The 12419-nt window shown below is 73.3% G+C and carries 11 protein-coding genes; 5 read left to right on the forward strand and 6 right to left on the reverse strand.

Annotated elements, in window-relative coordinates; translation table 11 throughout:
• Positions 1-5: 5 nt before the first annotated feature.
• Genes OG252_RS23260 through OG252_RS23270 form a run of 3 tightly spaced genes read right to left on the reverse strand, consistent with a single transcriptional unit; the run spans position 6 to position 3708 of the window.
• The gene (locus tag OG252_RS23260; RefSeq protein ID WP_266435745.1) at positions 6-1733 is read right to left on the reverse strand and encodes an L-aspartate oxidase; all 1728 of its coding nucleotides are present in this window, start codon (positions 1731-1733) and stop codon (positions 6-8) included.
• Positions 1730-2773 carry a pantoate--beta-alanine ligase gene (gene panC, locus OG252_RS23265; protein WP_266435747.1) on the reverse strand — a complete coding sequence of 348 codons (1044 nt, stop codon included), beginning with the start codon at positions 2771-2773 and terminating at the stop codon, positions 1730-1732. The genes OG252_RS23260 and panC overlap by 4 nt, the downstream gene beginning before the upstream one ends.
• Positions 2770-3708: a Rossmann-like and DUF2520 domain-containing protein gene (locus OG252_RS23270; RefSeq protein ID WP_329338390.1), complete on the reverse strand. Its 939-nt coding sequence runs from the start codon at positions 3706-3708 to the stop codon at positions 2770-2772. The genes panC and OG252_RS23270 overlap by 4 nt, the downstream gene beginning before the upstream one ends.
• Positions 3709-3893: 185 nt before the next feature.
• On the opposite strand from OG252_RS23270, the gene OG252_RS23275 reads away from it, so the two are divergent.
• Together OG252_RS23275 and OG252_RS23280 are read left to right on the forward strand one after the other, a co-directional pair.
• Positions 3894-5111 carry a threonine aldolase family protein gene (locus OG252_RS23275; RefSeq protein WP_329338392.1) on the forward strand — a complete coding sequence of 406 codons (1218 nt, stop codon included), beginning with the start codon at positions 3894-3896 and terminating at the stop codon, positions 5109-5111.
• 74 nt (positions 5112-5185) lie between these two features.
• The gene (locus OG252_RS23280; RefSeq protein WP_266435753.1) at positions 5186-6292 is read left to right on the forward strand and encodes a DUF5937 family protein; all 1107 of its coding nucleotides are present in this window, start codon (positions 5186-5188) and stop codon (positions 6290-6292) included.
• 14 nt (positions 6293-6306) lie between these two features.
• On the opposite strand, the gene OG252_RS23285 is transcribed toward OG252_RS23280, so the two are convergent.
• Positions 6307-6978: a response regulator gene (locus tag OG252_RS23285; protein ID WP_266435755.1), complete on the reverse strand. Its 672-nt coding sequence runs from the start codon at positions 6976-6978 to the stop codon at positions 6307-6309.
• Positions 6979-7064: 86 nt separating this feature from the next.
• A complete protein-coding gene (locus tag OG252_RS23290; RefSeq protein ID WP_266435757.1) occupies positions 7065-8267 on the reverse strand; it encodes a sensor histidine kinase in 1203 nt (400 codons plus the stop codon).
• Between the two features lie 118 nt (positions 8268-8385).
• On the opposite strand from OG252_RS23290, the gene OG252_RS23295 reads away from it, so the two are divergent.
• The gene (locus OG252_RS23295; protein ID WP_329338395.1) at positions 8386-9429 is read left to right on the forward strand and encodes an SAM-dependent methyltransferase; all 1044 of its coding nucleotides are present in this window, start codon (positions 8386-8388) and stop codon (positions 9427-9429) included.
• Here the strand turns inward: OG252_RS23295 and OG252_RS23300 are convergent.
• Entirely contained in the window at positions 9394-10545 is a 1152-nt protein-coding gene (locus OG252_RS23300) for an NADH-quinone oxidoreductase subunit D (RefSeq protein ID WP_266435761.1), read from the reverse strand. The genes OG252_RS23295 and OG252_RS23300 overlap by 36 nt on opposite strands.
• A gap of 31 nt (positions 10546-10576) precedes the next feature.
• Here OG252_RS23300 and OG252_RS23305 point away from each other — a divergent pair, with 31 nt between their 5' ends.
• Both OG252_RS23305 and OG252_RS23310 read left to right on the forward strand, forming a co-directional pair.
• A complete protein-coding gene (locus tag OG252_RS23305; RefSeq protein ID WP_329338398.1) occupies positions 10577-11080 on the forward strand; it encodes a PH domain-containing protein in 504 nt (167 codons plus the stop codon).
• Positions 11077-12414, forward strand: coding sequence for a PH domain-containing protein (locus OG252_RS23310; protein ID WP_329338400.1), 1338 nt, complete (start codon positions 11077-11079; stop codon positions 12412-12414). Before OG252_RS23305 ends, OG252_RS23310 begins: the two co-directional genes overlap by 4 nt.
• Positions 12415-12419: the final 5 nt, after the last annotated feature.

The following is a 12419-nucleotide window of genomic DNA, read 5'->3' on the forward strand; positions in this document are numbered from 1 at the left end:
TTCTGTCACTGCTCCTGGGGAATGTGGGGCTGCTGCTGCCGGGTCGGGGGGAAGTCTGGGGTGTCCGTGGTGTGTACGGCCAGCGTGCGGTCCGGATTCAGCCGTACGACGATGTGGCGGCGCCAGGTCGTGTCGTCGCGCTCGGCGTGGTCCTCGCGCCAGTGGCAGCCGCGGGTCTCCTCGCGCAGGAGCGCGGCGGCGACCAGGACGCGGGCCACGCACAGGAGGTTGGTGGCCTCCCAGGTGTCGACGCCGGGCTCGGCGGTCTTGCCGTTCTCGTCGAGGGCGTCCCGGGCGTCGGCGTGCAGCCGCTGAAGGGCGTCCGCGGTGCCCGCGAGGGACTCGGCGGAGCGCAGGACGCCCGCGCCCTGCGTCATGGTCCGCTGGATCGCGAACCGGGCTTCGGGCGCGAGCAGCGGGTGCGCGGGCTTCTCGGGGTGCTCGACGGGCACCGGCACGCGCGCGTGGAGGCCGTTCTCCGCCCGGCGCGCCGCGATGTCGGCGGCGATGCGCTCGGCGTAGACGAGGCCCTCCAGGAGGGAGTTCGACGCGAGCCGGTTCGCCCCGTGCACGCCGGTGCAGGCGACCTCGCCGCACGCGTACAGGCCGGGGACGGTCGTACGGCCCTGGGAGTCGGTGCGCACGCCCCCGGAGGCGTAGTGGGCGGCAGGGGCGACCGGTATGGGCTCGTGGACCGGGTCGATGCCGTGGGCACGGCAGGCCGCGAGGATCGTCGGGAAGCGGTGCTCCCACATGTCGGCGCCGAAGTGCCGGGCGTCGAGGAACATCTGCTCGGCGTCCTGCTCCTGCATGCGGCGCATGATGCCCTTGGCGACGATGTCCCGGGGCGCGAGTTCGGCGAGTTCGTGCTGGCCGACCATGAAGCGCACGCCGTCCGCGTCCACCAGGTGGGCGCCCTCGCCGCGTACGGCCTCGGAGACCAGGGGCTGCTGGCCCTCCGCGTCGGCGCCCAGGAAGAGCACGGTCGGGTGGAACTGCACGAATTCGAGGTCCGAGACCTCCGCGCCGGCGCGCAGGGCGAGCGCCACGCCGTCGCCGGTCGACACGGACGGGTTGGTGGTCGCCGAGAAGACCTGGCCCATGCCGCCCGTCGCGAGGACGACCGCGGGGGCGAGCACGGCGCCCACACCGTCGTGCTGGCCCTCGCCCATGACGTGCAGGGTGACGCCCGCGGTGCGGCCGTCGGCGTCCGTCAGGAGGTCCAGGACGAGCGCGTTCTCGATCGTGCGCAGGCCACGCGCGCGTACCGCCTCCACCAGCGCCCGGGAGATCTCCGCGCCGGTCGCGTCACCGCCCGCGTGTGCGATGCGGCGGCGGTGGTGGCCGCCCTCACGGGTGAGTTCCAGGCGCCCTTCCTCGGACTCGTCGAAGTGGGCGCCGGTCTCTATGAGCCGGCGTACCGCGTCGGGCCCCTCGGTGACGAGGATCCGTACGGCCTCCTCGTCGCACAGGCCCGCGCCCGCCACCAGCGTGTCGTCCAGGTGCTGTTCGGGCGTGTCGCCGTCGCCGAGGGCCGCGGCGATGCCGCCCTGCGCCCAGCGGGTGGAGCCGTCGTCGAGGCGGGCCTTGGTGACGACGACCGTCCTGAGGCCCTCGGCCTCGCAGCGCAGGGCGGTGGTGAGGCCGGCGACGCCGGAGCCGACGACGATGACGTCCGCGTCGATGGACCAGCCCGGGGCGGGCGCGTGCAGTCGTATGCCTGTGCTGGTCACGAGGCGGCTCCGAAGGTGAGGGGGATGTTGTCGATCAACCGGGTCGTCCCGACCCGGGCGGCGACGGCGAGGACGGCCTCGCCGGTGAAGTCGTCCTCGATCTCCGTGAAGTCGGACGGGTCGACGAGCGCGAGGTAGTCCAGCGTGAGCGGCGGGCTCAGGCGGCCGGCGTCGTCGAGGACCAGACGGGCGGCCGCGCGGACGGCCGCGGGACCGCCCGTATGGGCGGGGCGACCCGCAGCGTCTCCGCCGACGGCGGTGGTGGGCGAGGGGCGGGACTTGGCGACGGCGTGCGTGTCGGCCGCGGCGCGGGACTCCCCTATGGCGCTCAGCGCCTCGGCACGCGCGTGCGTGGCGGGCACCTCGCGCGCCCGCGCGCGCAGCGCCTCCTGCGCCGCGTGCCGGTCGCGGCCCGCGAACAGCGCGCGGGACAGCGTGAGCGCCGTGCGCCGTTCCTCGGGGCTGAGGTAGCGGTTGCGGCTGGACAGCGCGAGGCCGTCGTCCTCACGCACGGTGGGTACGCCGACGATCTCGACGCCGAAGTTCAGGTCCCGCGCCATGCGGCGGATCAGGGCGAGCTGCTGGGCGTCCTTCTGGCCGTAGAGGGCGACGTCGGGGCGGGTCAGGTGCAGCAGCTTGGCGACGACGGTGAGCATGCCGTCGAAGTGGCCGGGGCGCGAGGCGCCCTCCAGGCGCTCCCCCATGGGCCCGGCGCTGATGCGGACCTGGGGCTCGCCGCCCGGGTAGACCTCCTCGACGCCCGGGGCGAACACGGCGTCCGCGCCGGAGTCCTCGGCGATCTTGAGGTCGGCGTCCAGGGTGCGCGGGTAGCGGTCGAGGTCCTCGCCCTTGCCGAACTGCAGCGGGTTCACGAAGACGGTGACCACGACCTCGCCGTCCGGACCCGCGATCTCGCGGGCGGTGCGGATCAGGGTGGCGTGGCCCTCGTGCAGGGCGCCCATGGTCATCACGACGGCGCGGCGGCCCACGCGCACGCGTGCGTGCAGCTCATCGGCGGTGCGCAGCAGGGCGGTGGTCATCGGGCGTCCCCTTCGGTGCCGGTGGTCCCGTCGGTCCCGTTGGCGAGTACCCCGAGGAGGTCCTCCGCGAGTTCCGGCTTCAGCAGTCCGTGGGCGAGCGCGCGGTCCGCGGTCGCGCGCGCCATCGCCAGGTAGCCGGCGACGGCCTGCGGGGCGTGCTTGCGCAGCTCGGCGACATGGGCGGCGACGGTTCCCGCGTCCCCGCGTGCGACGGGGCCGGTGAGGGCCGCGTCGCCGGAGCGCAGGGCGTTGTCGAGGGCGGCGCCGAGCAGCGGGCCGAGCATCCGGTCGGGGGCCTCGACGCCTGCCGTGCGCAGCAGCTCCATGGACTGGGCGACCAGCGTCACCAGGTGGTTGGCGCCCAGCGCGAGGGCCGCGTGGTAGAGCGGCCGGTTCTCCTCGGCGATCCACTCGGGTTCGCCGCCCATCTCGATGACGAGCGCCTCGGCAGCGAGCCGCAGTTGGTCGGGGGCGGTGACGCCGAAGGAGCAGCCCGCCAGGCGCTGGACGTCCACCGGGGTGCCGGTGAAGGTCATCGCCGGATGCAGGGCCAGCGGCAGCGCGCCCGCGCGCAGGGCGGGGTCGAGGACCTTCGAGCCGTACCGCCCGGAGGTGTGCACCAGCAGCTGGCCCGGGCGGACAGCCCCGGTCTCGGCGAGGCCCTCGACGAGCCCGGGCAGCGCGTCGTCGGGGACGGTCAGCAGCACCAGGTCGGCGCGCCCCAGAACCTCGGCGGGCGGGACGATCGGCACGTCGGGCAGCATCTGCGCGGCGCGCCTCCTGGAGGCGTCGGAGACCCCGGAGACGGCGACCGGGCGGTGTCCGGCGAGTTGCAGGGACGCGGCAAGTGCGGGGCCCACCCGGCCGGCGCCGACGACGCCGACGGTGAGCCGCGCGGGGCGGTCCTTGGGGTCTGGCTGGTGGACTGTACTCACGCGACGGCGGCCTTCCCGTTCCAGTCCGCTCTGGGTACCGGACGATTTCTCGTCATGTTAACGCGATCGGTTCCAGAGGCGTCCGGTTGTCCACAGGCTGTGGGTTACCCAACACCCCGCGCCCGTCGGCGGGACAGCGGAAATGAGGGTGCCCGCGCGGACCGCCGCACGGCATGATCCGGAGCATGACGGACACGGCGGAGCAGGGCGGGGAGCAGTCGGCGCAGGAGCGGCTGCGGGAGCGGCGGGCGGCCGCCTTCCTGGGGGCGGAGCGCGTCCTGGCACGAGCGGGTTTCCGCGGCACCCTGCGCGAACGGCTCGCGTGGCTGCAGGAGGCGGCGCCCGAGGTGTACGACCTGGACGAGCCCGGCGACATGTACGGCAACCGGATCGTGGAGGCCCTGGAGGACCGCGTCGCAGCGCTGCTGGGGACGGAGGCCGCCGCGTTCTTCCCGACCGGCACGATGGCCCAGCAGATCGCCCTGCGCTGCTGGGCGGGCCGTACCGGCAACCCCACGGTGGCGCTGCACGCGCTGGCCCACCCCGAGGTGCACGAGCGAAGTGCGCTCAGCGAGGTCGCCGGGCTGCGCCCGGTCCGCCTCACCGGCGAGCCCCGGCTGCCGACCGCCGAGGAGGTGCGCGACTTCGAGGAGCCCTTCGGGACGCTGATGCTGGAGCTGCCCCTCAGGGACGCCGGTTTCGTGCTGCCCTCCTGGGAGGAGCTGACGGAGGTCGTGGAGGCGGCGCGCGAGCGCGACGCGGTGGTGCACTTCGACGGGGCACGCCTGTGGGAATCCACCGTGCACTTCGGGCGTCCCTTGGACGAGATCGCGGGCCTGGCGGACAGCGTCTACGTGTCGTTCTACAAGTCCCTCGACGGCTTCGGCGGCGCGGCGCTGGCCGGCCCGAGGACGCTGGTGGAGGAGGCGAAGACCTGGCGGCACCGGTACGGCGGCATGATCTTCCAGCAGTTCCCCACCGTGCTGTCGGCGCTCGTCGGCCTCGAACGCGAGCTGCCCCGGCTGCCTCAGTACGTGTCCCACGCGCGCGTGGTCGCCGCCGCGCTGCGCGAGGGCTTCGCCGAGGCCGGCGTGCCGTGGGCGCGCGTCTTCCCCGAGGAGCCGCACACCCACGAGTTCCAGGTCTGGCTGCCGTACGACCCGGACGTCCTCGCCGAGGCGGCCGTACGCCAGGCCGAGCAGACCAGGACCCTGCTTTTCGGCGTCCCCTGGGACCGGGGCGGACCGGGCCTGGGCATCACCGAGGTCACGGTGCGCGCCGACGGCCTGGCGTGGACGGCGGACGACGTGAAGGCGGCGGTCGTGGACTTCGTGGCGCGGGTGCGCGAGGTGGCCGGCGAAGCGGTCGAGACGGTAGAGGCGATCGAGACGGTCGGTAAGTAGAACGCGGTCGCGTCGATTGACGGCGGCCGTCAATCGACGGCGACGTTGTCAGTGGCGGCGTGCACCATGAGGGCATGAGCGTGCACATCGACATCGCGGGGCTGCGGCCGGAGCGGATCGCCGTCGTGCCCTCGCCCCTGGCCGAGCTCTGCATGGCGCTGCACGCGCTGTCCGAGCCGGGGCACCATCCGGGCCTGCAGGGCTGGGTGACGGGCGTGAGCGCGGGGCTCGACCCGCATCTGGCCGACCGGATGTGCGAGGCCGACTTCCTGTGGCGGACGCTGTTCTCGGACCTGTTCCTGCCGGCCGCGGGCATCCCGGGCGGTGCCACGCTGCCCGGCGCGACGCTCGCCGAGGAGCTGGACCTGCTCGACAAGCTGACGGACGAGCAGTTCGTGGACGCGGCCCTGGAGTTCACGTGCGCGCTGCCGTACAGCACGCGCGGGACGACCGCGCTCTCCGACCCCGAGCTGCGCCGGAGGGCGCTGGATCTGGCCGCCGCGCGCGGTCCGCAGCAGGTGCGCTTCAGCGAGCGGCTGCTGGCGGACCCGCCGCGGATCCGGGCGTGGCTGAGGCAGTTCCTGGAGGACTGCGATGCGGCGTTCTTCGCGGAGACCTGGTCCCGGCTGCGCCACCAGCTGGCCTCGGACGCCCGGCACAAGACCGACCTCCTGCGGCGCAGGGGCCTGGCCGAGGCGCTCGCCTCGATATCGCCGGCCGTGGCGCTCGACGAGTCCGCCACGCGGATCACGGTCGACAAGCTCGGCGACGGCCGTACGGCCACTCGGGACGGCGGTCTGCTGCTCATCCCCACCAGCCTGGGCCGGCCCCACCTGATGGTCCTGCACCGGTACGACTGGCAGCCGGTCCTGCACTACCCGGTCGGCTCCCCGGAGCTGGCGGCCCCGCCCTCGGTCGAGCAGCTGACGCTGCGGATGGCCGCCCTGTCCCACCCGGTGCGGATGCGGCTGTGCCGCAGCCTGGCCCGCAGCGCGTTCACGACCAGCGAGCTGACCCAGGTGCACGGCATGACGGCCCCCGAGATATCCCGGCACCTGAGCGTGCTGAAGAAGGCGGGTCTGGTGACCACCCGCCGCCGCGGCCGGTACGTCCTGCACCAGCTGGACGTCACGGTGGTGGCCCGGCTCGGGAGCGACTTCCTGGAAGGGATACTCCGCTAGCGGCGGGGCCCGCCTCAGCCGTGCCCGCCCGCCCGCACCAGCCCCGTCTCGTACGCCAGGACCACCACCTGCACCCGGTCCCGCAGCCCCAGCTTGGTCAGGATGCGGCCCACATGGGTCTTCACGGTCGCCTCGGACAGCACCAGCCGGGCCGCGATCTCACCGTTGGACAGCCCCTGCGCGACCAGCACCATGACCTCGCGCTCGCGGTCGGTGAGCCGCTCCAGCGCCTTGAACTGGGGCTCCTTGCCGGCGCTCGGCAGCATGGGCGCGAAGCGGTCGAGCAGACGGCGCGTGGTCGAGGGGGCCACCACCGCGTCGCCGCTGTGCACCGCGCGGATGGCGGCCAGCAGCTCGCCGGGCGGCACGTCCTTGAGCATGAAGCCGGAGGCGCCGGCCTTCAGCCCGGAGAAGGCGTACTCGTCGAGGTCGAAGGTGGTCAGGATCAGGACCTTCGGCGGGTCGGCCTCCATGCAGATGCGGCGGGTGGTCTCCACGCCGTCGAGCTTCGGCATGCGGACGTCCATCAGCACCACGTCGACGGCGGTCGAGCGCAGCACCTCCAGGGCCTCGACGCCGTCGCCCGCTTCAGCGACGACCTCCATGTCCGGCTGGGCGGCGAGCACCATCCGGAACCCGGTGCGCAACAGCACCTGGTCGTCGACGAGCATCACGCGGATCGTCATCGGGGCCTCTCTTTAAAGGTCTTCAGGGGGTTACAGGGGGCCTTGCACGGGTCGTTACAGGTGTCAATGAAGGACATAGGTCGGCGTCAGTGCGCCGGTTTGAGCGGGAGCAGGGCGCTGATGCGGAATCCTCCGCCCGGGCGCGGGCCCGCGTCCAGGGTGCCGCCCACCATGCCGACCCGTTCGCGCATGCCGATCAGGCCGTGGCCGGCGCCGTCGGCGCCGCCCTCCTCGTACAGCTCGTGCGGTGCGCCCTTGCCGTCGTCCTCGACGAGCAGGCCGAGGCCGTCGTCGAAGTAGACCAAGCGCACGCTGGCGCCCGCGTTCGGCCCGCCGTGCTTGCGGGTGTTGGTGAGCGCCTCCTGCACGATGCGGTACGCGGTGAGCTCGACGCCGCTGGGCAGGGGCCGCGGGGTGCCCTCGATCTTGAAGTCGACGGGCAGGCCCGACCCCCGGCACTGCTCGACGAGGTCGTCGATCTGCTCGACGTCGGGCTGCGGGACGTACTCGCCGCCCTCCTGGTGCTCTCCGGTGCGCAGCACGCCCAGCAGGCGGCGCATCTCGGCGAGGGCCTGGCGGCCGGTGGAGGAGATCGTCTCCAGGGCCTTCTTGGCCTGGTCGGGGGCGGCGTCGAGGACGTAGGCGGCGCCGTCGGCCTGCACCACCATCACCGACACGTTGTGCGCGACCACGTCGTGCAGTTCGCGCGCGATCCGGGCGCGCTCGGCGGCGACCGCGACCTTGGCCTGAGCCTCGCGCTCCTTCTCCAGGCGCGCGTTGCGCTCCTCCAGCTGTGCGAAGTAGGCGCGGCGGGTGCGGATCGAGTCGCCCAGCACCCAGGCCAGCACGAACGGCACCGTCAGGAAGATCATTTGCGCGAGGTTGCCCAGCGTGCCCGTGTCGTCGTTCCACCAGCGCAGTTGCGCCAGGGGGGCGGCGCACAGGCCTACGGCCAGCGCGAGCCGGGAGGCCCAGCGCGCGCCCGTCGCGGCCACGGTGTAGGCGATCACCAGGAAGGCGAAGTCGGCGGCCGTCGTCTCCACGTTCAGCGCGAGCTGCGCCACTCCGAGCACCACGGCCAGCACCAGCATCTTCTCCGGCATACGCCGGCGCAGTGCGATGACCAGGCACAACAGGAGAACGATCGGGACGACCACCGCCGGGGCGTCGGTGCCCCGCGCCTCCTGACGGGCGGTTTCGCCCACCACCGAGATCCCGAACAGGAAGACGGCCCAGAAGCTGTCGACCCACGTCGGGTGCCTGCGGAGGAAGTCATAGAGGCGCTGCACGTAACCCAGCGTAGGGAAGCGAGATGCGTGCAGGGGTCAACCGGAGGACCGATCCGTACGCCCCGCGCATACTCCGCAAGGTGGAGGCTCCGTTCCCCTGTACGCCTAACCTGACGGCGTGACGCAAGGGACAGTGGGCGAGTGGCGCGGCTGGCGAGCGGCCTCGGAGGCCGCCCTGTACGGGCCGGACGGCTTCTATCGAAGGCCCGAGGGGCCGGGCGCGCACTTCCGTACGTCCGTGCACGCGTCGCCGCTGTTCGCGCAGGCCGTGGCCAGGCTGCTGTGCCGGGTCGACGAGTCTCTGGGGCGGCCCGAGACGCTGGACTTCGTCGACATGGCCGCGGGGCGGGGCGAGCTGGCCGCCGGTGTACTGGCGGCCCTGCCCGCGGACGTGGCCTCCCGCGCGCGCGGGTACGCCGTCGAGGTCGCAGACCGCCCCAAAGGTCTCGATCACCGGATCGAGTGGCTGGCCGACCCCCCGAAGGGCGTCACCGGGCTGCTGTTCGCCAACGAGTGGCTGGACAACGTGCCGGTGGAGATCGCCGAGGTGGACTCCGCGGGCGTACCCCGGCTGGTGCTCGTACGTCGGGACGGGCGCGAGCGCCTCGGGGAGCCGGTTTCCGGTGCGGAGGCGGAGTGGCTCGCGCGCTGGTGGCCGCTGCCGGCCGAGGAGGGGCTGCGGGCGGAGATCGGTCTGCCCCGGGACGAGGCGTGGGCGTCGGCGGTCGCGACCGTCGACCGGGGGCTCGTGGTGGCGGTGGACTACGCGCACACCGCACGCGCGCGCCCCCTGTTCGGGACGCTCACCGGATTCCGCGAGGGACGCGAGACGGCGCCCGTGCCGGACGGGTCGTGCGACATCACCGCGCACGTCGCCCTGGACGCGTGCGCGCTCCCGGGAGGGCGCGTCCTGACCCAGCGCGACGCCTTGCGCGCCCTGGACCTCTCCGGCGCACGCCCCCCGCTCGCGCTCGCCTCCACGCAGCCCGCGGCCTACGTGCGCGCCCTCGCGAGCGCCTCAGAGGCCACCGAGCTCACGGCGTCGGGCGGGCTCGGCGACTTCGGGTGGCTGCTCCAGCCGGTCGGACTCGAGCCGGCAGGAGCCCTGGCCGCGCCCCTCGGCGGCCTACTTGTCGATGTCCCCGACCACGAAGAACAGTGACCCCAGGATCGCCACCATGTCCGCGACCAGCGTGCCCGGCAGCAGCTCCACGAGCGCCTGGATGTTGTTGTACGAGGCGGAGCGCAGCTTCAGCCGGTACGGGGTCTTGTCGCCCTTGCTGACGAGGTAGTAGCCGTTGATGCCGAGCGGGTTCTCGGTCCACGCGTAGGTGTGGCCTTCGGGCGCCTTCAGGACCTTGGGGAGCCGCTGGTTGATCGGCCCGGGCGGCAGGCCGGCGAGCCGGTCCAGGCAGGCGTCCGCGAGGTCGAGGGCGTTGTGCGTCTGCTCCAGGAGGACCTCGAAGCGGGCGAGACAGTCGCCCTCTTTCCGGGTCACCACCTTCAGGGTGTCCTGCAGCTCGCCGTAGGCCAGGTACGGCTCGTCGCGGCGCAGGTCGAAGTCGACGCCCGAGGCGCGCGCGATCGGCCCGCTCACGCCGTACGCGTGCACGGCCTCCGGCGCGAGGATGCCCACGCCCCGCGTGCGCCCCCGGAAGATCTCGTTGCCGAGCACCAGGTCGTCGAAGCGGTCCATGCGGGAGCGCACGGCGGCGACGGCCCCCCGCGCGCGTGCGGCCCATCCGGCCGGCAGGTCCTCCTTGAGGCCGCCGACGCGGTTGAACATGTAGTGCATACGCCCGCCGGAGACCTCCTCCATGACGTTCTGCAGCACCTCGCGCTCGCGGAACGCGTAGAAGACCGGGGTGATCCCGCCGAGCTCCAAGGGGTAGGAACCGAGGAACATCAGGTGGTTCAGCACCCGGTTCAGCTCCGCGAGGAGCGTGCGCGTCCACACCGCGCGCTCGGGGACCTCCATGCCGAGCATGCGCTCCACCCCGAGGACGACGCCCAGCTCGTTCGAGAAGGCCGACAGCCAGTCGTGGCGGTTGGCGAGCATGATGATCTGGCGGTAGTCGCGCGCCTCGAAGAGCTTCTCCGCGCCCCGGTGCATATAGCCGATCACCGGGTCCGCGCGCATGATGCGCTCGCCGTCCAGGACAAGCCTGAGGCGCAGTACACCGTGAGTGGACGGGTGCTGGGGCCCGATGTTGAGCACCATGTCGGTGCTCTCCGCGGCGCCGCCGATGCCGACCATGGTCTCCGTCGTAGGAGTCATGCACACAGTCTCTCCTACGTACGCTGGCGGTATGGAGACGGGGAGCACGGCCGACACGGGGACCACGCGGGACGAGCCGGTGTGGACCGGGCTCCCGCCGGGGCTGCTGCGAATGCGGCGATTGCTGCTGGTGGTGTGGCTCGGGCTGCTGACGGTGGGGCTCGGACTTCTGCTGGGCCTGGTCGTGGGCCTGGCCTGGGCCGCCTTCGCGCTGCTGCCGTTGGCCCTGATGGCGTGGGGCTGGGTGATGCTCGGCCACAACTGGCGTTCCTGGCGCTACGCCGAGCGCGCCGACGACCTGCTGATCAGCCGGGGCGTCCTGTGGCAGGAGGAGACCGTCGTGCCGTACGGACGGATGCAGCTGGTCGAGGTCGCCTCCGGGCCCGTCGAACGCCACTTCGGGCTGGCCAGCGTGCAGCTGCACACCGCTGCGGCGGCGACCGACGCGACCATCCCGGGCCTCGACCCGGACGAGGCGGAACGGCTGCGCGACCGGCTCACCGAGCTCGGCGAGGCCCGATCGGCCGGCCTGTGACGGCACCGGGCGTGGACGACGCCATACGCGAGAAGCCACCCGTCACCGAGCGGCGGCTGCACCCCGTGACGCCGCTCAGGCGCGCGTGGGCGCCGATCGCCGTGATCATCGGGTGGGCGGTGCACGACCCCAACCAGGCGCAGCAGCAGCTGACCAGACTGACCACGACCACGCTGCTGATCGCTCTCGCCGTGTTCGTCCCGGCCGCCGCTCTCTACGGCTTCCTGACCTGGTGGTTCACCCACTTCGCGGTGACGGACACCGAACTGCGCATCCGTACCGGCCTGCTGTTCCGGCGTGCCGCGCACATCCGGCTCGAACGGATCCAGGCCGTCGACGTCACCCAGCCGCTGCTCGCGCGGGTCGCGGGAGTCGCGAAACTCAAACTCGACGTCGTGGGCGCGGACAAGAAGGACGAACTCGCCTTCCTGGGCGAGGGCGAGGCACGCGCGCTGCGCGCCGAACTCCTCGCGCGCGCCGCCGGTTTCGCGCCCGAGACGGCGCACGAGGTCGGCGAGGCGCCCTCCCGCGAGCTGCTGCGCGTGCCGCCCGGCGTCCTCGCCGTCTCGCTGGTGCTGACCGGCGCGACCTGGGGCACCCTGGTCGCCGCCCTCGTCGTACCGACGGTGCTGTGGCTGGCCACCCACAGCGTGTGGACGGTCCTCGCCACCGCGCTGCCGCTGCTCGGCGCGGCGGGCGCGAGCAGCGTGGGGCGGTTCGTCACCGAGTACGACTGGACGGTGGGCGAGTCGCCGGACGGGCTGCGGATCGACCACGGGCTGCTGGACCGTACGCACGAGACGGTGCCGCCGGGGCGTGTGCAGACCGTACGGATCGTGGAGCCGCTGCTGTGGCGGCGGCGCGGCTGGGTGCGGGTGGAGCTGGACGTGGCCGGGTCGTCCAACTCCGTGCTGGTGCCGGTCGCTCCGCGGGAGGTCGCCGAGACGGTCGTCGCGCGCGTGCTGCCCGGGGTGACCGTGCCGCCGCTGTCGGCGCTGTCCCGGCCGCCCCGGCGGGCCGCGCGCTGCGTGCCGCTGTGGTGGCGGGGCTACGGACTCGCCGTCACCGACGCCGTGTTCGTGGCCCGGCGCGGACTGCTGCGGCGGAGCCTGTCGCTGGTTCCGCACGCGAAGGTGCAGAGCGTACGGCTCGCGCAGGGGCCCTGGGCGCGCGTCTGGCGCGTCGCCGACGTCCACGTGGACACCGGGGCCAACAAGACCGTGACAGCGCGGCTGAGGGATGCTCAGGAGGCCGCCGAACTGCTGCGGGGGCAGGCGGAGAGGTCACGGACGGGGCGGAGCGAGGCGCGGCCGGACAGGTGGATGGCGCCCTAGCCGCG

Source organism: Streptomyces sp. NBC_01352, from assembly GCF_036237295.1.
Taxonomy (GTDB): domain Bacteria; phylum Actinomycetota; class Actinomycetes; order Streptomycetales; family Streptomycetaceae; genus Streptomyces; species Streptomyces plumbiresistens.

Bases quoted from the DNA above. Each gene is read 5' to 3' on its own strand.
- OG252_RS23275 (WP_329338392.1), top strand. From the start codon at position 3,894: ATGACGGACACGGCGGAGCAGGGCGGGGAGCAGTCGGCGCAGGAGCGG.
- OG252_RS23305 (WP_329338398.1), top strand. From the start codon at position 10,577: ATGGAGACGGGGAGCACGGCCGACACGGGGACCACGCGGGACGAGCCG.
- OG252_RS23285 (WP_266435755.1), bottom strand. From the start codon at position 6,978: ATGACGATCCGCGTGATGCTCGTCGACGACCAGGTGCTGTTGCGCACC.
- panC (WP_266435747.1), bottom strand. From the start codon at position 2,773: ATGACCACCGCCCTGCTGCGCACCGCCGATGAGCTGCACGCACGCGTG.
- OG252_RS23280 (WP_266435753.1), top strand. From the start codon at position 5,186: ATGAGCGTGCACATCGACATCGCGGGGCTGCGGCCGGAGCGGATCGCC.
- OG252_RS23300 (WP_266435761.1), bottom strand. From the start codon at position 10,545: ATGACTCCTACGACGGAGACCATGGTCGGCATCGGCGGCGCCGCGGAG.